The organism is Citrobacter sp. CK188 (assembly GCF_030333525.1).
GTDB classification, from domain to species: domain Bacteria; phylum Pseudomonadota; class Gammaproteobacteria; order Enterobacterales; family Enterobacteriaceae; genus Citrobacter_B; species Citrobacter_B koseri.
In genome coordinates this window covers 25,495-48,250 of the sequence record NZ_JAOWFU010000035.1, presented here as the reverse complement: position 1 = coordinate 48,250, position 22,756 = coordinate 25,495, and the positions used below count along the sequence as shown (strand labels likewise).

Genomic DNA, 22,756 nt, shown 5'->3' with positions numbered 1-22,756 from the left:
GTGCCTTATCCGGCCTACAGCACGCGCATAACCGTAGGCCTGATAAGCGCAGCGCCATCAGGTAATTCATTTTAACAAGGACACTGTAATGGCTACTTCACTGAAAAATCGCAACTTTCTTAAACTACTCGACTTCACTCCGACGGAGATCCAGTACCTGATCGATCTGGCCATCGAGCTGAAAGCGGCAAAAAAAGCCGGGCGCGAGAAGCAAACGCTGGTCGGTAAAAACATCGCGCTAATTTTCGAAAAAACCTCCACCCGCACCCGCTGCGCGTTTGAGGTCGGCGCATTCGATCAGGGCGCACAGGTGACCTATCTCGGGCCAAGCGGCTCGCAGATTGGGCATAAAGAATCCATGAAAGATACCGCCCGCGTGCTGGGCCGGATGTATGACGGCATTGAGTATCGCGGTTTTGGTCAGCAGATCGTTGAAGAACTGGGGCAGTACGCGGGCGTACCGGTGTGGAACGGCCTGACCGATGAATTTCACCCTACGCAGATCCTCGCTGACCTGATGACCATGCTGGAACATGCGCCGGGCAAAACGCTGCCTGAACTCAGCTTCGCTTACCTCGGCGACGCCCGCAATAACATGGGCAATTCGCTGATGGTCGGCGCGGCAAAAATGGGGATGGACATCCGCCTGGTCGCGCCGAAATCCTTCTGGCCGGACGACGCACTGGTGACGCAGTGCCGTGACATCGCCAGCGTCACCGGCGCGCGCATTACGCTAACCGAGGACGTGGAGGAAGGCGTTTATGACGTGGATTTCCTCTATACCGATGTCTGGGTGTCGATGGGCGAACCAAAAGAGGCGTGGGCGGAGCGCGTCAGCCTGATGAAGCCATACCAGATCAACCAGCAGGTCATCAACGCCACCGGCAACCCCAACGTGAAGTTTATGCACTGCCTGCCCGCCTTCCACAACGAGCACACCAAAGTGGGCCGCGAAATCGAGGCCGCCTATGGCCTGAAAGGACTGGAGGTGACGGAAGAGGTGTTCGAGTCAGCCCACTCCATCGTGTTTGACGAAGCGGAAAACCGTATGCACACCATTAAAGCGGTCATGGTGGCGACGCTCGGCGACTAACCCCTCCGGGCATGTGCCGCCTGACGACGCATGCCCGTGTTATCTGGAGAGAACACCATGGGCAAATTTAAATTTCCCAGCGCGTATACCATCCTGTTTATTCTTATCGCACTGGTCGCTGTGATGACCTGGATTGTCCCGGCGGGCAAATACCAGATGGCGATGAACCCCACGTTGGGTAAAGAGGTTCCGGTCGCGGGCACCTATGCTCCTGCCGAGTCGCATCCGCAAGGGATTACCGCCGTACTGTTGGCCCCCATTGACGGCCTCTACAACCACGAAACCTATACCGCAGGCGCAATCGATGTGGCGCTGTTTGTACTAATCATCGGCGGCTTTCTCGGCGTAGTGAACAAAACCGGTGCAATTGATGCGGGTATTGAACGCGTCACGGTACGGCTCAACGGCAAAGAGGAGTGGATGATCCCCATACTTATGGGACTCTTTGCCGCAGGCGGGACGATTTACGGGATGGCGGAAGAGTCACTCCCCTTCTACACGCTGCTGGTTCCGGTGATGATGGCCGCTCGATTCGATCCGCTGGTCGCGGCCGCCACCGTGCTGCTCGGCGCAGGTATTGGCACACTCGGTTCGACCATCAACCCTTTTGCCACGGTGATTGCCGCCAACGCTGCCGGAATCCCGTTCACTCAGGGTATGCTGTTACGCATCATTCTGCTGGTCGTTGGCTATGTTATTTGCGTGGTCTGGGTGATGCGCTATGCCCGCAAAGTGCGCAGCAACCCGGAGTTATCTATCGTGGCGGATAAGATGGAGGAGAACCGCGCTCACTTTCTTGGCAACCGTTCCAGCACGCTGCTGGAGTTCACCGCAACCCGCAAATGGATCTTGCTGATTTTCGCCGCCGCCTTTGCCGTGATGATTTACGGCGTCGCGGTTCTCGGCTGGTGGATGGCGGAAATTTCCGGTGTTTTCCTGGCGTCCGCGATTATCGTCGGCGTTATCGCCCGGATGAGCGAAGAGGCGTTCACCAGTACGTTTATCGACGGCGCGCGGGATCTGCTTGGCGTAGCGCTGATTATCGGTATTGCACGCGGCATTGTGGTGGTGATGGATAATGGCATGATTACGCATACCATTTTGCACAGCGCGGAAAATCTGGTATCTGGCTTGTCCACCACCATTTTTATCAATGTCACTTACTGGCTGGAAGTATTGCTCTCATTCCTGGTGCCCTCTTCCTCTGGTCTGGCGGTGTTGACCATGCCGATCATGGCGCCGTTAGCGGACTTCGCCCATGTGCAACGGGATCTGGTGGTGACGGCGTATCAATCGGCGTCCGGGATTGTGAACCTGATTACGCCGACGTCGGCGGTCGTAATGGGAGGGCTGGCGATTGCGCGCGTACCGTATGTGCGGTATCTGAAGTGGGTCGCGCCGCTGCTGCTGATCCTGACGCTACTGAATATGGCTGTTTTGAGCGTTGGCGCAATGCTGTAACTCCCGCCGGATGGCGCTTCGCTTATCCGGCCTACAGGTTACGTATTTTGTAGGCCGGATAAGGCGCTTTAGCGCCGCCATCCGGCAAACGAACGCAGCCAATACGCTTTCTTTTTTGACTGGCTTCTCACTTTCCTGCAAAACCGACCGGTTGATTCGTTATCAATGTGACAAACAGGATGAATTTCGCTAGTCCATTGATATCAATGACAAAGCAAGGTGCATATATGAAGGAATACAATGATTGCTCCGCCAAAGAACAGCAGCAACTGGCGGTATGTCAGCGCCTGATTACAGAAAAAAGTTACTTATCCCAGGAGGAAATACGTCGCGATCTGCAAAACCACGGCTTCGAAGGCATCAGCCAGTCGACCGTTTCACGTCTGTTGAAACTGCTCGGCGTCATAAAAATAAGAAATACAAAGGGACAAAAAATTTATTCCGTAAATCCGCAATTGCGCCCCGCTCCTGACGCTGCGCGATCGATATCCGAGATGGTGGTCAGCGTGGAACACAATAGCGAATTTATCCTTATCCACACGGTGGCCGGTTATGGCCGCGCCGTTGCCAGAATCCTGGATTATCACGCCCTGCCGGAAATTTTAGGTGTGATCGCGGGCAGCAGTATCGTCTGGGTCGCGCCACGGGTCGTACAGCGCACCGGGCTTGTTCACAAGCAAATTAATTATTTATTAAAAATGAATTCTTATTCATGAGAACCGTTTGCGATGAATAAAATGTGCATTAATCGCTTGATCCCATAACATAGCTGAGTATAATCGCGGACAATTTGCCGGGAGGAAGTATGGTTCAGTGTGTACGACATTCTGTCTTACCGCGTCTGAAAACAGACGCTGGACTGCCGTTTTTCTTCCCGTTGCTCACCTATTCCAGGCCCCTCATTGAGGGGCTTTTTTTTTGCCCAGGCGTCAGGAGATAAACATGGCTAACCCGCTATACCAAAAACACATCATTTCCATAAACGACCTCAGCCGCGATGACCTCAATCTGGTCCTGGCGACGGCGGCGAAATTAAAAGCCCATCCACAGCCGGAGCTACTGAAGCATAAAGTGATCGCCAGCTGCTTCTTCGAGGCATCCACACGCACCCGCCTGTCGTTTGAAACCTCGATGCACCGCCTCGGCGCCAGCGTGGTGGGCTTCTCCGACAGCGCTAACACGTCGCTGGGCAAAAAAGGCGAGACGCTGGCGGATACCATCTCCGTTATCAGCACTTATGTTGACGCGATTGTGATGCGTCACCCACAGGAAGGCGCAGCGCGTCTGGCGACCGAGTTCTCCGGCAACGTGCCGGTACTGAACGCCGGAGACGGCGCAAACCAGCATCCGACCCAGACGCTGCTGGATCTGTTTACCATTCAGGAAACCCAGGGCCGCCTGGACAATCTGAACATCGCCATGGTCGGCGACCTGAAATATGGCCGAACCGTACACTCACTGACGCAGGCGCTGGCGAAGTTTGACGGCAACCGCTTCTACTTTATCGCGCCGGACGCGCTGGCGATGCCGCAATACATTCTGGATATGCTGGATGAGAAAGGCATTGCCTGGAGTCTGCACAGCGCCATCGAAGAGGTGATGGCGGAAGTGGATATTCTGTATATGACCCGCGTGCAGAAAGAGCGTCTGGACCCGTCCGAATACGCCAACGTCAAAGCGCAGTTTGTCCTGCGCGCCAGCGACCTGAACGGCGCGCGTGAAAACATGAAGGTTCTGCATCCGCTGCCGCGTATTGATGAGATCACCACCGACGTAGATAAAACGCCGCACGCCTGGTACTTCCAGCAGGCAGGAAACGGTATTTTCGCTCGCCAGGCGTTACTGGCACTGGTTCTGAATAGCGATCTGGCACTGTAAGGGGAAAAGAGATGACACACGACAATAAACTACAGGTTGAAGCGATCAAACGTGGCACCGTAATCGACCACATTCCCGCGCAGGTTGGCTTTAAGTTACTGACGCTGTTCAAACTGACCGAGACCGATCAGCGCATCACCATCGGCCTTAACCTGCCGTCCGGCGAGATGGGGCGTAAGGACCTGATTAAAATCGAGAACACCTTCCTGACCGAAGAACAGGTTAACCAGCTCTCCCTGTACGCGCCGCAGGCAACGGTAAACCGCATCGACAACTATGATGTGGTGGGCAAATCGCGCCCGAGCCTGCCGGATCGCATCGACAACGTGCTGGTCTGCCCGAACAGTAACTGCATCAGTCATGCTGAGCCGGTTTCATCCAGTTTTGCAGTGAAAAAACGCACAGATGACATTGCGCTCAAATGTAAATACTGCGAAAAAGAGTTTTCGCATTATGTGGTGCTGGCCAACTAATTGAGGTTGGTAATGGGTATCCGGCTCCCTATAATGGCCTGTACCTAATTTACCGCTGTAATTCAGGAGAAATCATGAGCAAAACTATCGCGACGGAAAATGCACCCGCAGCTATCGGCCCATACGTTCAGGGCGTTGACCTGGGCAGCATGATCATCACTTCCGGTCAGATCCCGGTTGATCCAAAAACCGGCAGCGTACCGGATGACGTGTCCGCTCAGGCGCGCCAGTCGCTGGAAAACGTAAAAGCTATCGTCGAAGCCGCAGGCCTGAAAGTGGGCGACATCGTGAAAACAACCGTGTTCGTTAAAGACCTGAACGACTTCGCGACCGTGAATGCGACCTATGAAGCATTCTTCACCGAGCATAATGCGACCTTCCCGGCACGTTCATGCGTTGAAGTTGCGCGTCTGCCGAAAGACGTAAAAATCGAGATCGAAGCGATCGCTGTTCGCCGCTAAGTCTCCTTAAAAATATGTCTGCGCCGGATGGCGGCTCCGCCTTATCCGGCCTACGGCAGTGTCGTTTGTAGGCCCGGTAAGCGCCAGCGCCACCGGGCATTGCGCCGGATGGTGGCTTCGCCTTATCCGGCCTACGGAAAGTGCCGTTTGTAGGCCCGGTAAGCGCCAGCGCCACCGGGCATTTATCACATCACCCCAAACAGTTTCGGCAGGAACAGCGAGATCGCCGGAATATAGGTCACTAACATCAACACCAGGAAGAGTACCGCGTAGAACGGCAGCATCGCCTTCACCACCTGCTCTATTTTCTGCTTACTCACCGCACTGGCAACAAACAGCACCGATCCCACCGGCGGCGTAATCAGGCCGATCCCAAGATTCACCAGCATGATCATGCCGAAATGCACCGGATCAATACCCAATGCCGTAGTGACCGGCAGCAGAACAGGCGTCAGGATCAGGATCAGCGGCGCCATGTCCATCAGTGTCCCGATCAGCAGCAGCATAATGTTAATGCACATCAGGATGACGTATTTGTTATCTGAAATACTGGTGAACGCCTCGGTAATGCGCATCGGCAGCTGCATGTAGGTCATGATGGCGCCGAATGCGGCGGCGAACCCGATCAGGATCATCACAATGGTGACCGTTTTTACCGTGCGGTACATCAGCTTCGGCAGTTCAGACCATTTGTAGTCGCGGTAGATAAACATAGTGACGAAGAAGGCCCACAGACAGGCGATCGCCGCCGATTCCGTCGCGGTGAAGATGCCAGAGAGAATCCCGCCCATGATGATGACAACCGTCATCAGCCCCCACAGCGTATCGACAAAAATCTTCAACGCCTGGCGAAACGGCACCCGCTCGCCTTTCGGATAGCCGCGCTTATGGGCAAAACCGACGCACATCACCATCAGGGTAAAACTTAACAGCAGCCCCGGCAGAATGCCGGCGATAAACAGCGCGGCAATCGACACCGTACCGCCCGTCGCCAGCGAATAAATCACCGAGTTGTGGCTGGGCGGCGTCAGGATCGCCTGTACGGAGCCGCTGGCGGTGACCGCCGCCGCGAAGTCACGCGGATAGCCTTTTTTATCCATCTCCGGGATCATCACCGAGCCGATAGACGCCGTATCCGCGACGGACGAGCCGGAAATCGCGCCAAAAAAGGTAGACGCCACAATGTTCACCAGCGACAGCCCGCCGCGTATAAAGCCGACAAAGATGTAGGCGAAGTTCACCAGGCGACGCGCAATACCGCCCTCCGCCATAATCGCCCCCGCCAGAATAAAAAATGGGATCGCCAGCAGCGAAAATTTGTTCACGCCGCTGGTGAGCTGGATCATGACCGCTTCCAGGGGAATGTCGATATACCAGGCGCCAATGATCGCGCTAATGCCCACCGCGTATGCTACCGGCACCCCAATCGCCAGCATAATGCCGAGCGTAAAGACGAGAATAAATGCATCCATCTGCTTTCCTTTATGAAATGGGGTCGCGCATTAATGGGTTGAGCCCAGCATGACGACAGGACGTTGATACTGCGAACCACGGAAAATTTTCTCGATAATGAAAAGCAGCGTGATGGCAGAACCGACAGGCAACGGCAGGTAGTTCTCACCCGCTGATAACAGAGGAAATTCCGCCACCGGCTGTTCCCACAGGTCGTAGCACAGCAGGGAGCCGTACCAGAGGATAAACAGGCTGACGGCCATCAGCATCAGATCCGCCACAATGAAACAGATTCGCTGCGCGCCCTCGCTCAGGCGGTCGGTCACCATGCTGACGGCAATATGGGAACCCGCGCGATAGCTCACCGCGGCGCCAACAAAGGTGAATGTCACCATGCAAAGAATGGCGACCGGTTCCGGCCATGACAGCGCGCTGTTCATCACATAGCGCGCAAATATCCCGACGGGAATAACGGCCACCATAATCAACAGCGCCAATCCGGCAACCCACATTGAGATTCGGTAAAACAAATCCATTACCGACGAATAAAATTCACCCATGGTCGTCCCCTTGAATTAATCTTTAGGTTCAGGCGGATAAAGTCCTTACCCCGCCAGAGGTATTACTTCATATCCTGAATCCGTTTAATCAAATCCTGGCGATCTTTATAGGGTTCGCTGGCAGTTTAAAAAATGCCATGAATAGCGCTAACTGACAGGATAAAAGAGTGCCGGGCTTAACTTACAGTTATATATGACCTTTTACAGCGTAGCCTGCGCAGGCCAACGCATGTAAGAAAGTATTACGATAATTATGTTCATAAAATATGACTGAATGGAAATATTTTTAGCACGCTGTTTCATTTTTGCAATGAAGGTCTTTTTCCTGATAAAAAGATGTCTGAAAGAGGAGTAAAATTGTGATCCGTCACACTCTTTAGTATTTCAAAAAAAATAAAACAGGAACTTTCGTGAGGATATATTTACGGAGTATAGAAAAGCGTAATGGCTGCCGCAGCAGCCATTATTCTGGATTATTGCCAGCCGTAACGACGGCTATAAAAACCTTTCACTAATTGTGTCAATGTCATATAACCCGCGAGAATAGCGATCAGCCACGGGAAGTAGCTCAGCGGCAGCGCCTGTAATTGCAGATAGCCCGCCAACGGCGAGAACGGCAGCGCGATACCCACCACCATCACCACCAGCGTCATCAGCATCAGCGGCCATGCGGCGCGGCTCTGAATAAACGGTACGCGGCGCGTGCGAATCATATGCACAATCAATGTTTGCGATAACAGCCCGACGACAAACCAACCCGACTGGAACAGGGTTTGCGCTTCCGGCACATTCGCATGGAATACCCACCACATCAGGCAGAAGGTCAGGATGTCGAAAATCGAACTGATTGGCCCGAAGAAGATCATAAAACGCCCCAGATCGGCGGGATTCCAGCGTTGCGGCTTCTGGATCTGCTCGTCATCCACGTTATCAAACGGGATCGCCACCTGGGATACATCGTACAGCAGGTTCTGAATCAGTAAGTGCAGCGGCAGCATTGGCAGGAAGGGCAAGAATGCGCTCGCCACCAGCACACTAAAGACGTTACCAAAGTTAGAACTCGCGGTCATTTTGATGTATTTCAGCATGTTGGAGAACGTGCGACGCCCTTCGATAACGCCCTCTTCCAGCACCATCAGGCTCTTTTCCAACAGGATGATATCCGCAGCTTCGCGGGCAATATCCACGGCGCCATCAACGGAAATGCCGATATCCGCCGCACGCAATGCCGGAGCATCATTGATGCCATCGCCCATAAAGCCAACCACATGCCCTTCGCGTTTCAGCAGCGTGACGATGCGCTCTTTGTGCATCGGCGTCAGGCGGGCAAACAGCGTGGTGCGCGCGGCAAGTTCCGCCAGTTCATCATCGCTCAGCCCTTCGATATCACTGCCAGTCACCACATCGCCCGCATCAAGCCCGACTTCATGGCATACTTTCGCCGCCACCAGTTCGCTGTCGCCAGTGAGGATCTTCACGGTGATGCCGCTCTCTTTCAGCGCCTTCAGCGCCGGAGCGGTCGTCTCTTTCGGCGGATCGAGAAACGCAATGTAGCCTTCGAGGATCAGGTCAGACTCATCAATGCGTTGATAATCCCCTTCCCGCGCAGGCAGATACTTCGTGGCAACGGCCACCACGCGCAGCCCCTGGCGATTCAGCGTATCCGTTACGCGCTTCACCCGGCGCAGCATATTGTCATCCATCGGCACAATGTCGCCATTGTGGCGCACCTGGGTGCAGACGCTGAGGATCTCCTGCAACGCGCCTTTGCACACCAGTTGATGCACATCGGCTTCTTCCGCCACCACTACGGACATCCGGCGACGCTCAAAATCAAACGGGATCTCATCGATTTTCTGCCAGCGCCCGGAGAGCTGACGCGCAGACTCTTCATCCACGCCTTCCAGCACTGCGGTATCCAGCAGATTTTTCAACCCGGTCTGGTAGTGGCTGTTCAGCCAGGCGGAATGCAGCACGCGTTCGCTGGGCTTGCCGGAGACATCCGTATGGTTCCCCAGCACAATTTTATCCTGAGTCAGCGTGCCGGTTTTGTCGGTGCAGAGAATATCCATCGCGCCGAAGTTCTGAATGGCGTCCAGGTGCTTAACAATAACTTTTTGCTTCGACAGTTTCACCGCCCCGCGCGCCAGCGTGGAGGTGACAATCATCGGCAGCATTTCCGGCGTCAGCCCTACCGCGACCGAGAGCGCAAACAGCGCCGCTTCCCACCAGTCGCCTTTGGTATAGCCGTTAATGATCAACACGATAGGCGCCATGACCAGCATAAAGCGAATCAACAGCATACTGACGCGGCTGATGCCTTTCTGAAACGCGTTTTGCTCGCTTTCCTGCTCGCTCACGCGGCCCGCCAGTTGACCAAACCAGGTCTCGCCGCCCGTCGCGATGACGATCGCCTGCGCCGTTCCGCTCACCACGTTGGTGCCCATAAAGCACAGCGTGTCGCATTCCAGCGGATTGCTTTGCTTAGGGTCGCGGGTCGTCGCCACTTTTTCTACCGGCAGAGATTCGCCCGTGAGCGAAGCCTGCGCAACAAACAGATCGCGCGCCTGAATAACGCGTAAATCCGCCGGGATCATATCGCCCGCCGCCAGCTTGATAATATCGCCCGGCACCAGTTGGTCGATGGGCAGCTCAACCCAGCGGTTCTCGCCTTTTTCATTGATAACGCGCAGCACCGTAGCGGTATTGCTGACCATCGCCTTCAACGCATCTGCCGCTTTGGTCGAACGCGCTTCCTGCACAAAATTCAGCAGCGTCGAAATCCCGACCATCAGCGCAATAACGCCTGCGGCAAACAGATCTTCCGTGGCATAGGAGATGACGCCGAGAATAGTCAGCAAAATATTGAAAGGGTTGCGATAGCAGATCCACAGGTGTCTCCACCACGGAGTCGGCTTCTGTGTGGGTAGCTGATTTTCACCGTATTTCTCGCGCGCATCCTCCACCTCTGCGACATTCAGCCCCTCAGGATGCGCATCGAATGCGCGCCAGAGCGCCGCTTCTTCCATCACCGCCATTTTCAGGCAGCGATCGCTCAATGACGGGGGAATCGGAGTATTCGCAACGCTCTGCGCACTGGGCAAGGGGTCGCGATGCACCAGGCGATGAGGTAAATGACGGTTAAGGCGGGCAAACAGCTCGCGGGTGATATTTTTCAGCATAAGCAGTCCCTCCGCGCCGAAAAAGCGGCGCAGAAACATCTCTCAGGCGCGGCAAAGCCTTACCTGACGATAATTTAAAGCGATAACAGGGACGTCGGGAACGTCACTGCCTTACGTATCCGGTAAGACAGTGAAAAACAGGCTTACCGGAAAGGGCTATTTCTCCATCGCGGGAGAGGGGTGGGTTCGGGATCCATGCAGCCTCCGGTAAGTGAATGATTGGCGCCGCGCATTATACGCAGAAAACCATAAGGTTTGTGGCAATTATGGCGGTATGATACCGCCGTGTAATTAAACCAAACGTATACACAAAAACATTTAGCTTGAAGGATGAAGCGTATAAACCAGACTTTACCCATTGCCCCTGGCTTGAGTAAAGTTACTCTTTTTGACACAACTTGATGCGCACCACGGGAAAACAGGATGCAGAATCGGCTGACCATTAAAGACATTGCCCGCTTAAGCGGCGTAGGGAAATCCACCGTTTCCCGCGTGCTCAACAACGAAAGCGGGGTAAGTGAACGGACTCGTGAACGTGTGGAAGCCGTAATGAATCAACATGGTTTTTCCCCTTCCCGTTCCGCACGCGCCATGCGCGGGCAAAGTGATAAAGTGGTCGCCATTATTGTTACCCGTCTGGATTCCCTGTCAGAAAACCTCGCCGTCCAGACCATGCTGCCCGCGTTTTACGAGCAGGGTTACGATCCCATCATGATGGAGAGTCAGTTCTCGCCAGAACTGGTAGAAGAGCACCTGGGGATGCTCAGACGGCGTAACATTGACGGCGTGGTGCTGTTCGGTTTTACCGGTATTTGCGAGGAGATGCTTGCGCCCTGGCAGGCCTCGCTGGTGCTGCTGGCAAGGGATGCCAGCGGTTTTGCGTCGGTGTGCTATGACGACGAAGGCGCTATCCATACCTTAATGCAGCGTCTGTATGACCAGGGACATCGGGCGATCAGCTTTCTCGGCGTGCCTCACAGCGACGTCACGACCGGTAAGCGCCGTCACGAAGCCTATCTGAGTTTCTGCAAAAAAAATAAACTGCACCCTGTCGCCGCTCTGCCTGGCCTGGCAATGAAACAAGGCTATGAGCACGCAGCGGATGTCATTACGCCAGACACCAGCGCGCTGGTCTGCGCGACCGATACGCTGGCGCTGGGCGCCAGTAAATATTTGCAGGAACAGCGTATCGATTCTCTGCAACTGGCGAGCGTCGGGAACACGCCGCTGATGAAATTTCTCCACCCGGAGATTATCACGGTTGATCCCGGTTACGCTGAAGCCGGGAAACAAGCGGCCTTACAGCTGATCGAGCAAATCAACGGCCGCAGCGATCCCCGCCAGATCGTCATTCCGTCTACCCTCTCCTGATTCTTTTCTGAACGGTAATTTGTGATCTTCGCTGCGTTTCGGGAACGTTCCCATTTTTTAATATTCACCGAAGATATACTCTTGCGCCAACAACGTAAGAGCTGCCGGATGGCGACGCTAAAGCGTCTTATCATCCGGCTTACAGGGACACATTTCATCTGCCACGGGGCTTTATGATGAGCAAAGTAAAACAAGCTGATATAGACCAGCTGATTGAACTGGTCGGCGGGCGAGACAATATCGCCACGGTGAGCCACTGCATTACTCGCCTGCGCTTTGTGCTGAACCAGCCAGCAAATGCCAGACCGAAAGAAATTGAACAATTACCGATGGTTAAAGGCTGCTTCACCAACGCCGGGCAGTTCCAGGTGGTGATTGGCACTGACGTTGGCGACTACTACAACGCGCTGCTGGCGACCACCGGTCAGGCGCACGCCGACAAAGAGCAGGCTAAAAAAGCCGCGCGGCAGAATATGAAATGGCACGAGCAGTTGATCTCCCACTTCGCTGAGATCTTCTTCCCGCTGCTGCCTGCGCTGATCAGCGGCGGTCTGATCTTAGGTTTTCGCAACGTGATCGGCGATCTGCCGATGAGCAACGGCCAGACGCTGGCGCAGATGCATCCCGCGCTGAAAACGATCTACGACTTCCTGTGGCTGATCGGCGAAGCGATCTTCTTCTACCTGCCGGTCGGGATCTGCTGGTCTGCGGTGAAGAAAATGGGCGGCACGCCGATCCTCGGTATCGTACTCGGCGTAACGCTGGTGTCGCCGCAGTTGATGAACGCCTATCTGCTGGGCCAGCAGGCTCCTGAAGTGTGGGACTTCGGCATGTTCAGCATTGCGAAAGTCGGCTATCAGGCGCAGGTCATCCCGGCATTGCTGGCGGGTCTGGCGCTCGGCTTTATTGAAACGCGCATGAAGCGTATCGTGCCGGATTACCTCTATCTGGTGGTGGTGCCGGTATGCTCGTTGATCCTCGCGGTCTTTCTCGCACACGCCTTTATCGGCCCGTTTGGTCGCATGATTGGCGATGGCGTGGCCTTTGCGGTGCGCCATCTGATGACCGGGAGTTTCGCCCCTGTCGGCGCGGCGCTGTTCGGCTTCCTGTACGCCCCGTTGGTCATTACCGGCGTACATCAGACTACGCTGGCTATCGATATGCAGATGATTCAGAGCATGGGCGGTACGCCGGTATGGCCGTTGATTGCGCTGTCGAATATCGCCCAGGCTTCCGCTGTGGTGGGCATTATTATCTCCAGCCGTAAGCACAACGAACGCGAAATTTCCGTTCCGGCCGCCATCTCCGCCTACCTCGGCGTGACCGAACCGGCGATGTACGGCATCAACCTGAAATACCGCTTCCCGATGCTGTGCGCCATGATCGGCTCTGGCCTCGCCGGGTTGTTATGCGGCCTGAACGGCGTCATGGCGAACGGGATCGGCGTCGGCGGCTTGCCGGGCATCCTTTCCATTCAGCCGAGCTACTGGCAGGTGTTTAGCATGGCAATGGCGATCGCGGTCGTCATCCCAATCGTGCTGACTTCCGTTATCTATCAGCGTAAGTACCGTCAGGGCACGTTGCAGATTGTCTGATTCTTCTTCGGGGCGCAGTTGCGCCCCATCGCATATGTAGGTTACAAGCATGAATACCCTTCCCCACTGGTGGCAAAACGGCGTTATTTACCAGATCTATCCCAAAAGTTTTCAGGACACGACCGGCAGCGGAACCGGCGATTTACGCGGCGTTACGCAGCGTCTTGATTACCTGCAAAAACTGGGGGTGGATGCTATCTGGCTGACGCCATTCTATGTTTCACCGCAGATTGATAACGGCTACGACGTCGCGAACTACACCGCCATCGACCCGGCCTACGGCACGCTGGATGATTTTGACGAACTGGCGGCGCAGGCCAAAGCGCGCGGCATCCGCATTATTCTGGATATGGTGTTTAACCACACCTCCACACAGCATGCCTGGTTCCATAACGCGCTGAATAAAGAGAGTCCGCACCGGGAGTTTTATATCTGGCGCGACGGTACGCCGGATGTGCCGCCCAATAACTGGCGCTCCAAATTTGGCGGCAGCGCCTGGCGCTGGCATGCCCAGAGCGAACAGTATTACCTGCACCTTTTCGCCCCGGAGCAGGCCGACCTGAACTGGGAAAATCCGGCGGTACGCGCTGAGCTGAAAAAAGTGTGTGAATTCTGGGCCGATCGCGGCGTGGACGGGCTGCGCCTGGATGTCGTGAACCTCATCTCCAAAGATCAGCGTTTCCCGAACGATCTGGACGGCGATGGTCGCCGCTTTTACACCGACGGGCCGCGCGCGCATGAGTTCTTGCACGAGATGAACCGTGACGTTTTTACTCCGCGTAACCTGATGACGGTGGGCGAAATGTCATCCACCACCCTGGAAAACTGTCAGCGGTATGCCGCTCTCGATGGCAGCGAGCTGTCGATGACCTTTAACTTCCATCATCTGAAAGTCGATTATCCCGGCGGCGAGAAATGGACGCTGGCAAAGCCGGATTACGTGGCGCTAAAAGCGTTGTTTCGCCACTGGCAGCAGGGGATGCATAACGTTGCCTGGAATGCCCTGTTCTGGTGTAACCACGATCAGCCGCGTATCGTGTCGCGCTTTGGCGACGAAGGCGAACTGCGGGTTCCGGCGGCGAAGATGCTGGCGATGGTGCTGCACGGTATGCAGGGTACGCCCTATATCTACCAGGGCGAAGAAATTGGCATGACAAACCCGCATTTCTCCCACATCACCGATTACCGTGACGTGGAAAGCCACAACATGTTTGCCGGGCTGCGCGCCCAGGGCCGGGAAGCCAATGATTTACTGGCTATTCTTGCCAGCAAATCCCGCGATAACAGCCGCACGCCCATGCAGTGGGATAGCAGCGCGAATGCAGGGTTTACGCAAGGCGAGCCGTGGATCAACCTCTGCGATAACTATGCGGACATCAACGTGGCGGCGGCGCTAAATGATGAAGACTCGGTGTTCTACACCTATCAAAGACTGATTGCCTTGCGCAAAACAGAGCCGGTCTTAACCTGGGGGAATTATCAGGATCTGCTACCGGACAGCCCGCATGTATGGTGCTATCGCCGCGAATGGCAGGGGCAGCGGCTACTGGTGGTCGCCAACCTGAGCAACGCCTGTCAGGCCTGGTTGCCAGAGCATCACGAAGGAAACTGGCAGGCACTGATGCACAACTACGACGAGGTTGCCACCCGCCCTGCCGCCATGACGTTACGCCCGTTTGAGGCCGTCTGGTGGTTGCAAAAGTAATCACAACGGGATACGGACAGACCTGTCTGTATCCCGGATTATTCAGCCCACAGATATTTTCTCCGTCTTTCTGACAGCGTAAAAAAATGCCGCGTATAGTGATACTTAGAATGTACCATCATAAAATTTACACGCGCTAAAGAATAAAACAAAAATAGACCTGCCACTGACACTTATCATATAACCGGCAGGATATCATGAATAAACCTCTTATTAAGTTAAGTTTACTTTCAGCTTTACTCATTAGCAGCCAGGGATGGTGCGGTAATACCTCTGTTGATTTGCGTTTTGGTCATAATACCAATTCAGAAGCTAATGATTCCAGAATTAAAGTCATGCACCAGGCCGACAATGGTTTTTATTTCTCCGTTGAAGCTGCGCAAAACCATAACGATACGTTTTTTGGCGATACCGATCGCTACAGTTCCGATGATAAAGGCGTGACCGAAGCGGCCCAGGAAATAGAAACTCGCTGGCGCTTTGATTTAGGTGACGGTTACTCGGTCGCACCGGGGATGGTCACCGTATTTACGTCCAGTAATACCCATTATCGCCCTTTTATTCAGGGCTGGAAATCCTTCGATAATGGCCTTAACCTTTCTGCCCGTTATCGTTACAACACGGTGAACGATGCGCACAGCGACAGAGAGTTAGACGGCAGCGGTTATACACGTCGTGAATCTCATCAGTTCGATATATGGTTTGCCTACAATATTGGTAACTTTGGCATGTCTTATAACCCCCGTTTCCGCTATCAGGATGGCGTCGATCAGGGGACGGGCGACGATACTTACTGGGAACATACCCTCGCATTCAACTACAAACTGGACGATGGCTGGACGCCGTACGTCGAGCTGGTCTCTCTTGATAAAACCTATATCAATGACGACGGTCATCATGAAAATGATTACGCCGTACGTCTTGGTATCGTAAAACAGCTTTAACGCGCTATGCCGCATCGTATTGCAGCAGATAACATCCGATGCGGTCTACTACCGTCAGCAGTTCCAGCTGGCCTTCTCGTTGATATAACGAGATTGCGTCAATATCAATATCCAGAGGCCAGCATAATGTTGAAATCGTCGCTAACGTGGATTCTCGTTTTGTAATCGCAATGATTTTTAATCCCTTACGTAACGCGTTTCGCGCCATTTCGACTAACGACGCCGTTTCACCCGATTTGCTGATCAACACCAGCGTACCTTTAGAGACACGCGTCAGCTGATGAACATCATTGAGAATGAGGTGCGGCAAGCTCGCCAGCGACAAAAAACGCGACAAATAATTCAGGCTGGTCAATGACGCGCCGCGCGCATATAAGAAGATATGGCTGGAATTAACCAGTATGTTGCACAGTTGTGTAATGGTCTCTTCTTTTTCATCACCAACAACATATCTTACGGGTTCGGCTATTAACCTGTCGCGAGAAAACTGATACCGTAGCTCGGTATAGCTCCGGTATCCCATTTTTTTACACACCCGATTAACGGATGTTGTAGTGGTGAATGTTTCGCTCGCAATCACCTTAGCTGAAATACCCGATATTTCATGAGCATGACACTGAATATACTCAAATATTAATCTTTCACTACCCTGAAAGGAATTCATAAAACCCACCCTTAACCTACGAATATAATATATTCTATCAATATCGTATTTATAACACTGGAATGCGAATCACACTCTATTCAACAGGTATGGCGATACGCAATTAGTACCATCAAACCTTTTATTGCCTTTTTTATTTCTCTTTATAATTTCTGCAATTCTATTGTTAGGGGTTTTACAATGACAAGGCAAAAAGTCGTCGCGATAACGGCATGCCCGACCGGCATCGCTCATACCTTTATGGCTGCCAACAAAATTGCAGCGTGGGGAGAAGAAAATAACGTCATCGTCAAAGTGGAAACACAAGGAAGCGATGGCGTCAAAAACAAGCTTTCCCGGCAAGATATTGCCAGCGCAGATGCCGTCATTCTGGCAATCGATGTTCCCATCCAGGACGCTGAACGATTCGATAACGTTCCTCATCTCAAAATACGCACTCAGGAACTGATCAAAAATACCGATCGTTACCTGCGTCAGGCGCTGGCGATGGATAAAACCGTAACGGCAGCGTGTGAAGAACAGGAAGAAGCTCGCTCCGCCTGGCAGACCTTCATCGGCCATATTATGGCGGCGATCAGCTATATGCTCCCGGTCGTCGTCCTCGGCGGATTACTGATGGCGGTCGCCAAAATAACCGGGCAGTTTATTCCAATTGCCGGTACGCCGTTCGAGGTGCTGGATAAACTGGGCTTTATGGTGATCAAGTTCATGTACCCGGTTTTTGCCATGTACCTCGCGTTCTCTATTGCCGGTAAACCTGCGCTGATCCCCGGACTTATCGGCGGCATTATGTCCGACGAGGTCTATAAACGCTTTTTTGATCTCGACGGTTTCATGCCCTCAGGCTTCTTCGGCGCCATCGCCATCGGCTTTTTTGTCGGTCATCTGGTGCAGTGGCTCAACAATACCATTAACGTTCGCGCCCAACTTACCACCATTAAAACGATGCTTATCGTGCCGCTGTGTACCGGCATTACGCTCGTCATCGTTATGCAGTACCTGATCAACCCCTTCTTTGGCGCAATCAACCAGGCGATGGTCGAGTTTTTCACCTCCGCTGGCGACACCGGGCGCGGTTTTTACGCCATGATGATCGCCGCAGGAACGGCCTTCGACCTCGGCGGCCCCATCAATAAAGCCGCTGGTTCGGTGGCGCTGGGGCTTAACGGCGTCAGCGAAACCTTCGATTTAACCGCCAGAGAGCTGGCGATCGTCATTCCATCTATCGGCGTCGGCCTGGCGGCGTTGCTGAATAACCGTTTTGGCCTGCCCAACGTGTTTAGCAGCGAAGAAAAAACCGTCGGCGGTACGTCTTTACTGCTGGGATTCATTGGCATTTCAGAAGGCGCTATTCCTTTCATCCTGAAAAATCCACGCCTGATTCCGGTCTTTATGGTCGGCGCGATGTCCGGCGCGCTTATTGCTATCGCACTCGGCGTGAAGCAATCGCTGCCGTTGCCTGCCATCTGGGGATGGCCGCTGGCGACAAATGTCACAGGGTATCTGATCAGCGTGTTTGCCGGTTCTCTTGTATGCGCGCTGGGCGTGCTCTTCGCCAGCCCTAAGATCGCCAAATAATTCAGGAAGTAGAAATGAGCAACATTCACGTCATCGCCCATACGCACTGGGATCAGGAATGGTATTTCACCTTGCAGGATAGCAATATTCTCGCGTCCTGGAATTTTGCGGATGTGATCCGAACCCTGGAACAGAACCCTGCGTATACCTGTTACCACTTCGACGGCCAAACCGCTGTCGTGGAAGATTTCCTGGCCGTCAACCCTCAATACTGCGAGCGGCTGAAACAGCTGGTCACCGACAGACGGCTTTTTATCGGCCCGTGGTACACCCAGACGGATACGTATAATGTTCATGGCGAATCCATCATTCGCAACCTGAAATACGGGATACTTTCCGCGCGTAAACTGGGCCATGCCATGATGGTCGGCTATTTACCCGATACGTTCGGCCACAACAGCCAGCTCCCGACTCTGCTTCGCGGGTGTAACCTTGATAACATCGTTTTCTGGCGGGGCATCAACCATGATACGCAGGTTGAAAAGAGTCAGTTCATCTGGCAAGCGCCGTCCGGCGCGCAGGTTATCGCTTGCGCCATGCCCTTCGGCTATGGCGCGGCAAAAAATATTCGTGCAGACGACGCGCATCTGCACGACAAAATATTCCCAATCGTTAACCACATCCGCCAACGCTCCGGCCTGAACGATCTGCTCCTGCCCTGCGGCGGCGACCAGGTCAATATTGATCCCCATCTGCCGGAGATACTACGTATCGCCAGCGCATGTTCCCCTGAAGGCGATCGTTTTCAGATCTCCTCTCTGGAAGCGTACATTGACCGCCTTCGACAACAGGCATCGGGATATGATCGCTGGCAAGGAGAATTAAAATCTCCCCGCTATACCCGCATTCATAAAACAATCGGTTCAGTACGTTACGACATCAAAAAGAAGAATTATGATGTTGAACAGTTCCTGTTAGGCAAGCTCGAACCCACCATTGCGCTGGCGCGTTATCAGGGCATTGAGGTCAACGTGCAGTGGGTTGACCAGATATGGAAAAACCTTCTGCGTAATCATGCGCATGACTCCATCGGCGGGTGTAACAGCGATGCCACCAATCGCGATATTCTCCATCGCCTTGAGCAAACGGAACAACTTAGCCATAGCCTGTGGAATCTGGTCGTAAAAGAACTGGCGACCGCCAGTTGTGAAGAGGGCGATCTTTTCGTCATCAACCCCAGCGCCACCGCCTGGTCGGGCATTATCAAAGCCACATTATATAGCCGTACGGCCGGTATTGAACTCAGCCATCATGCGCGTCCTCTTCCGTTCAGCGTTCTCGAACGCACGCAGGTCTCCGGCGGACGCACGGTTCAGGTCACTGTGCAGGGCGAAAAAGAGGTCGAACTTCCGCCTTATTACCGCTGGCAGGTCGCTATTGACGCGCCAGTGTTACCGCCGCTGGGTTATACCCACATTCAGGTGCAGGAATCGTCACGCACCGCGCCTGCAATGCGCAACTGCGCTGAAAGCGCCATTGAAAACAACGATTACCGGCTGGCGCTGCATGCCGGTTCGCTGTCGCTTCATGATAGGCGCAACGGCCGGGTAATATCCGACCTGCTGACCTTTGAAGACTGTGCGGATGCGGGCGATAGCTATGACTTTTCGCCGCTGGAGGGCGATGTTCCGCAGCACTGCCACACATTTACGCTTATTGACTGCGAGAAAGGCCCGCACATTGAACGGATGACGCTAAGCGCCACGCTGATGCTGCCCCCTTCGCTGACGGCGCGAGCGGCGCAGGATGTTCAGCCCTACCCTGTACGCCTTGTCTGCGAGCTTCGCCAGCATGACACTCAGCTTTTTATCGACGTTTCGCTGGAAAACACCGTCTGCGATCACCGCCTGCGCTTACTCATCAACAGCGATATTCGCACCACGGAATCCATCGCCTCTCAGCCCTTTGCCGTCATCCGGCGTCCTGTTGCCGATGCGCCAGCCGACTGGCGTCAGCACTATCGGGAAAAGCCGGTCGATATTGAAACCAGCGAGGGCATTATCGCCATCGAGGAAAACAACCGCTCGCTCATCATCAATAGCCTGGGCATGAAAGAGTTTCAGATATGCCAGAACGGGACGGCGCAGATAGCGTTAACGTTGTTTAAATCAACGGGAGTCCTGGGACGTGACGATCTTGACTGGCGACCCGGACGCGCTTCCGGCATTAATAATACCGTCGTCAACACGCCCGACGCGCAGCTGCTTAAACCGCTGCATTTCAGCCTGACGTTGGCGCTTGCCGATCGGGCCGACCCTGTGACGTTAAGGCATCTTGAAACCCGCGTGACGCGCCAGCCATTCACCTGGCAAAATCAGACGTTGAACACGCTGGACAACCGCCTGGAGCGTTTTACGCTCAATTTTGTTTCGCGCTCGCTGCCGGAAACATTCAGCCTTCTGACGCTTCCCGAACCGCTGATGCTTTCCGCAATACCCCATGCCCATACGGTAGACGGAACAATCATTCGTATTTTCAATGCCGGAGAGCACCCGGTGCCGCTCCCGCCTTCGCTAAGAAATATTCCGCAGATCAATTATCTGGAAGAACCTGTCGCAGATTGCACCACCATTTTGCCTTGCAGTACGTGTGATTTTCTTTTTACTCATCAGGAGCGTAACGAAAAAGTATGAGCCAGAACGCCCATCATACCTTCATCAAAAACACGTTAGCTCAGCTTTATCCCCATGCGGATCGGTACGCGCTGGCGGCGAAAATCGAGCAACTCTGTCAACGCTGGAAGCTACGAGAGCAAATCACCGCGCCTTTGGATCAGAGCCGGGTGTGGATGATTGCTTATGGCGACAGTATCCATAGCGGGGACGCAAACGCTCTTGCCTGCCTGCATCAGTTTTCGACACGCTGGCTTAAGGGCGTCATCAGCGACATTCACCTGCTGCCCATGTTCCCGTGGACATCTGATGATGGCTTCAGCGTTAAAGATTATCGCCACATTGCGCCAGAGTTAGGCCAGTGGTCAGACATTGCAGCGCTGGCAGGCGATTTTAATCTGATGTTTGATTTCGTGATTAACCATATCTCTCAGCAAAGCCGCTGGTTCCAGGGCTATTTACACGGCGAACCGCGTTATCAGCACTACTTTATTAGCGCCGACCCTGACGATGACTACCATCTTGTCACGCGTCCACGCGCCCTTCCCCTGCTTACGCCATTCAAGCGCAAAACGGGGGAAACCGTACATATCTGGACGACATTCAGCGCCGATCAGATCGATCTAAATTTCCGTGAACCTGACGTGTTACTGGAAAGTATCGACATCCTGCTGGAATACGCAGCGCGCGGCGCGCGCGCAATCAGGCTCGATGCGATCGGTTTTTTGTGGAAAGAGCGAAACAGCACCTGTATTCACCTGCCACAGACGCATCTGATCGTTAAACTCTGGCGCGCCATTCTGGATGCGACCTGGCCTGACTGCCTGTTGATTACGGAAACCAACGTCCCGCATCAGGAAAATATCAGCTACTTCGGCAACGGCGATGAAGCTCACATGGTATATCAGTTCCCCTTGCCGCCGCTGACGCTCCATGCCTTTTTACGCGGTAACGCACGCTGGTTACGCCAGTGGGCGCAACGTCTGGAACAGGATGCGCTTCCCGACAAGACGACCTTTTTTAATTTCCTCGCCAGCCACGACGGCATCGGGCTGCGTCCCGTAGAAAATCTCCTTTGCGCAGAAGAGCGGCAGTTTCTGATAAGCGAGGTAGAACGCAAGCAAGGGCGTATTTCATGGAAAACCAACCCTGACGGCAGCCAGTCGCCGTATGAACTTAACATCAACTTTCTGAGCGCATTGAGCGAGCCAGGGGAAAGTCCCGACGACCAGCTCGCCAGATTCACCGCCGCGCACGCCATCCTCTTTATGCTGCGGGGCGTGCCTGCGATCTATTATCACAGCCTCTTCGGCAGTGAAAATGACAACGCCGGGCTGCTCGAATCGGGCATAAATCGCCGCATTAACCGGGAAAAACTGGACGCTGCCACGCTCCATGAGCAGTTGCTCTCGCCGGAAACGAGACAATCCCGAATCTACGCGTCTCTGGCGAAGTTAGCGCGTATACGCCAGCAGCATCCCGCATTTTCTCCGTTCGCCTCGCAGCGCGTTCCTGAATTGCCTGACGCGCTCTTTGGCGTCGTTCGCCAGCATCCTACAGAAGGCGAAACGCTGTACTGCGTCGTGAACGTCACAGGAATACCACAATCACTTTCACTGCCTGTCACAGGAACAGATCTGCTGACGGGCGCAGCATTCAACGGCGCTTGCGAGCTTTCCGGCTGGCAAACGGTATGGATTCTCACTGATACGCAACCGGAGGCATAA

Annotated in this window: 20 protein-coding genes; 14 read left to right on the top strand and 6 right to left on the bottom strand. The window is 54.0% G+C overall.

The annotated features are described in order from the left end of the window. Window positions 1–88: 88 nt before the first annotated feature. The 3 genes from argF (at window position 89) to OGV67_RS16030 (ending at window position 3,270) form a co-directional block, all read left to right on the top strand. A complete protein-coding gene (gene argF, locus OGV67_RS16040) occupies window positions 89–1,093 on the top strand; it encodes an ornithine carbamoyltransferase (protein ID WP_110494746.1) in 1,005 nt (334 codons plus the stop codon). Window positions 1,094–1,150: 57 nt separating this feature from the next. Beyond that, window positions 1,151–2,554 (top strand): YfcC family protein, encoded by a 1,404-nt coding sequence (locus OGV67_RS16035; RefSeq protein ID WP_024130766.1) that lies wholly within the window; start codon window positions 1,151–1,153, stop codon window positions 2,552–2,554. Between the two features lie 227 nt (window positions 2,555–2,781). After that, complete coding sequence (locus OGV67_RS16030) at window positions 2,782–3,270, top strand: arginine repressor (RefSeq protein ID WP_024130767.1); 489 nt, start codon at window positions 2,782–2,784, stop codon at window positions 3,268–3,270. On the opposite strand, the gene OGV67_RS16025 is transcribed toward OGV67_RS16030, so the two are convergent. Continuing rightward, window positions 3,261–3,380: a hypothetical protein gene (locus tag OGV67_RS16025; RefSeq protein ID WP_077956855.1), complete on the bottom strand. Its 120-nt coding sequence runs from the start codon at window positions 3,378–3,380 to the stop codon at window positions 3,261–3,263. The two genes, OGV67_RS16030 and OGV67_RS16025, sit on opposite strands and share 10 nt — an antisense overlap. On the opposite strand from OGV67_RS16025, the gene pyrL reads away from it, so the two are divergent. The 4 genes from pyrL (at window position 3,360) to ridA (ending at window position 5,366) form a co-directional block, all read left to right on the top strand. Continuing rightward, complete coding sequence (pyrL, locus tag OGV67_RS16020; protein ID WP_024130768.1) at window positions 3,360–3,494, top strand: pyr operon leader peptide; 135 nt, start codon at window positions 3,360–3,362, stop codon at window positions 3,492–3,494. The two genes, OGV67_RS16025 and pyrL, sit on opposite strands and share 21 nt — an antisense overlap. A 2-nt stretch (window positions 3,495–3,496) precedes the next feature. After that, entirely contained in the window at window positions 3,497–4,432 is a 936-nt protein-coding gene (gene pyrB / locus OGV67_RS16015) for an aspartate carbamoyltransferase (protein WP_110494747.1), read from the top strand. 11 nt (window positions 4,433–4,443) lie between these two features. Continuing rightward, a complete protein-coding gene (pyrI, locus tag OGV67_RS16010; protein WP_012134341.1) occupies window positions 4,444–4,905 on the top strand; it encodes an aspartate carbamoyltransferase regulatory subunit in 462 nt (153 codons plus the stop codon). Between the two features lie 74 nt (window positions 4,906–4,979). Further along, entirely contained in the window at window positions 4,980–5,366 is a 387-nt protein-coding gene (gene ridA, locus OGV67_RS16005; protein ID WP_012134342.1) for a 2-iminobutanoate/2-iminopropanoate deaminase, read from the top strand. Window positions 5,367–5,551: 185 nt separating this feature from the next. On the opposite strand, the gene OGV67_RS16000 is transcribed toward ridA, so the two are convergent. The 4 genes from OGV67_RS16000 to mgtL form a co-directional block, all read right to left on the bottom strand. Continuing rightward, window positions 5,552–6,838, bottom strand: a complete 1,287-nt coding sequence (locus OGV67_RS16000; RefSeq protein ID WP_047459361.1) for a TRAP transporter large permease — start codon at window positions 6,836–6,838, stop codon at window positions 5,552–5,554. Window positions 6,839–6,868: 30 nt separating this feature from the next. Beyond that, window positions 6,869–7,378, bottom strand: coding sequence for a TRAP transporter small permease (locus OGV67_RS15995; RefSeq protein ID WP_012134344.1), 510 nt, complete (start codon window positions 7,376–7,378; stop codon window positions 6,869–6,871). A 473-nt stretch (window positions 7,379–7,851) separates the two neighbouring features. Beyond that, complete coding sequence (gene mgtA, locus OGV67_RS15990; RefSeq protein WP_115615363.1) at window positions 7,852–10,560, bottom strand: magnesium-translocating P-type ATPase; 2,709 nt, start codon at window positions 10,558–10,560, stop codon at window positions 7,852–7,854. 143 nt (window positions 10,561–10,703) lie between these two features. After that, window positions 10,704–10,757: a mgtA regulatory leader peptide MgtL gene (gene mgtL, locus OGV67_RS22115; protein ID WP_223849130.1), complete on the bottom strand. Its 54-nt coding sequence runs from the start codon at window positions 10,755–10,757 to the stop codon at window positions 10,704–10,706. Between the two features lie 226 nt (window positions 10,758–10,983). Between mgtL and treR the strand changes: the two genes are divergently transcribed. The 4 genes from treR (at window position 10,984) to OGV67_RS15970 (ending at window position 16,175) form a co-directional block, all read left to right on the top strand. Then, window positions 10,984–11,931, top strand: a complete 948-nt coding sequence (gene treR, locus OGV67_RS15985; protein WP_012134348.1) for a trehalose operon repressor TreR — start codon at window positions 10,984–10,986, stop codon at window positions 11,929–11,931. Between the two features lie 176 nt (window positions 11,932–12,107). Further along, the gene (gene treB / locus OGV67_RS15980) at window positions 12,108–13,526 is read left to right on the top strand and encodes a PTS trehalose transporter subunit IIBC (protein ID WP_024130770.1); all 1,419 of its coding nucleotides are present in this window, start codon (window positions 12,108–12,110) and stop codon (window positions 13,524–13,526) included. Between the two features lie 49 nt (window positions 13,527–13,575). Next, on the top strand, window positions 13,576–15,231 hold the full coding sequence (gene treC, locus OGV67_RS15975) for an alpha,alpha-phosphotrehalase (protein WP_115615194.1): 1,656 nt from the start codon (window positions 13,576–13,578) through the stop codon (window positions 15,229–15,231). Window positions 15,232–15,428: 197 nt separating this feature from the next. Next, complete coding sequence (locus OGV67_RS15970) at window positions 15,429–16,175, top strand: oligogalacturonate-specific porin KdgM family protein (RefSeq protein WP_047459367.1); 747 nt, start codon at window positions 15,429–15,431, stop codon at window positions 16,173–16,175. A gap of 4 nt (window positions 16,176–16,179) precedes the next feature. On the opposite strand, the gene OGV67_RS15965 is transcribed toward OGV67_RS15970, so the two are convergent. Further along, window positions 16,180–16,839 carry a MurR/RpiR family transcriptional regulator gene (locus tag OGV67_RS15965; RefSeq protein ID WP_012134352.1) on the bottom strand — a complete coding sequence of 220 codons (660 nt, stop codon included), beginning with the start codon at window positions 16,837–16,839 and terminating at the stop codon, window positions 16,180–16,182. A 180-nt stretch (window positions 16,840–17,019) separates the two neighbouring features. On the opposite strand from OGV67_RS15965, the gene OGV67_RS15960 reads away from it, so the two are divergent. From OGV67_RS15960 to OGV67_RS15950, 3 genes are read left to right on the top strand one after another with little or no spacing between them, the layout of a single operon-like run. Beyond that, window positions 17,020–18,417, top strand: coding sequence for a PTS fructose transporter subunit IIC (locus OGV67_RS15960; RefSeq protein WP_012134354.1), 1,398 nt, complete (start codon window positions 17,020–17,022; stop codon window positions 18,415–18,417). Between the two features lie 14 nt (window positions 18,418–18,431). Then, window positions 18,432–21,050: a glycoside hydrolase family 38 N-terminal domain-containing protein gene (locus OGV67_RS15955; protein ID WP_200003696.1), complete on the top strand. Its 2,619-nt coding sequence runs from the start codon at window positions 18,432–18,434 to the stop codon at window positions 21,048–21,050. Then, window positions 21,047–22,756, top strand: coding sequence for a sugar phosphorylase (locus OGV67_RS15950; protein ID WP_115615195.1), 1,710 nt, complete (start codon window positions 21,047–21,049; stop codon window positions 22,754–22,756). The genes OGV67_RS15955 and OGV67_RS15950 overlap by 4 nt, the downstream gene beginning before the upstream one ends.

Coding starts and splice junctions, on each gene's coding strand:
- treB (WP_024130770.1), top strand. CDS start 12,108: ATGAGCAAAGTAAAACAAGCTGATATAGACCAGCTGATTGAACTGGTC.
- OGV67_RS15995 (WP_012134344.1), bottom strand. CDS start 7,378: ATGGGTGAATTTTATTCGTCGGTAATGGATTTGTTTTACCGAATCTCA.
- OGV67_RS16025 (WP_077956855.1), bottom strand. CDS start 3,380: ATGTCGTACACACTGAACCATACTTCCTCCCGGCAAATTGTCCGCGAT.
- pyrB (WP_110494747.1), top strand. CDS start 3,497: ATGGCTAACCCGCTATACCAAAAACACATCATTTCCATAAACGACCTC.
- ridA (WP_012134342.1), top strand. CDS start 4,980: ATGAGCAAAACTATCGCGACGGAAAATGCACCCGCAGCTATCGGCCCA.
- treR (WP_012134348.1), top strand. CDS start 10,984: ATGCAGAATCGGCTGACCATTAAAGACATTGCCCGCTTAAGCGGCGTA.
- pyrL (WP_024130768.1), top strand. CDS start 3,360: ATGGTTCAGTGTGTACGACATTCTGTCTTACCGCGTCTGAAAACAGAC.
- mgtA (WP_115615363.1), bottom strand. CDS start 10,560: ATGCTGAAAAATATCACCCGCGAGCTGTTTGCCCGCCTTAACCGTCAT.
- OGV67_RS16035 (WP_024130766.1), top strand. CDS start 1,151: ATGGGCAAATTTAAATTTCCCAGCGCGTATACCATCCTGTTTATTCTT.
- OGV67_RS15965 (WP_012134352.1), bottom strand. CDS start 16,839: ATGAATTCCTTTCAGGGTAGTGAAAGATTAATATTTGAGTATATTCAG.
- OGV67_RS15950 (WP_115615195.1), top strand. CDS start 21,047: ATGAGCCAGAACGCCCATCATACCTTCATCAAAAACACGTTAGCTCAG.
- OGV67_RS16000 (WP_047459361.1), bottom strand. CDS start 6,838: ATGGATGCATTTATTCTCGTCTTTACGCTCGGCATTATGCTGGCGATT.
- OGV67_RS15970 (WP_047459367.1), top strand. CDS start 15,429: ATGAATAAACCTCTTATTAAGTTAAGTTTACTTTCAGCTTTACTCATT.
- treC (WP_115615194.1), top strand. CDS start 13,576: ATGAATACCCTTCCCCACTGGTGGCAAAACGGCGTTATTTACCAGATC.
- argF (WP_110494746.1), top strand. CDS start 89: ATGGCTACTTCACTGAAAAATCGCAACTTTCTTAAACTACTCGACTTC.
- OGV67_RS15955 (WP_200003696.1), top strand. CDS start 18,432: ATGAGCAACATTCACGTCATCGCCCATACGCACTGGGATCAGGAATGG.
- OGV67_RS16030 (WP_024130767.1), top strand. CDS start 2,782: ATGAAGGAATACAATGATTGCTCCGCCAAAGAACAGCAGCAACTGGCG.
- pyrI (WP_012134341.1), top strand. CDS start 4,444: ATGACACACGACAATAAACTACAGGTTGAAGCGATCAAACGTGGCACC.
- OGV67_RS15960 (WP_012134354.1), top strand. CDS start 17,020: ATGACAAGGCAAAAAGTCGTCGCGATAACGGCATGCCCGACCGGCATC.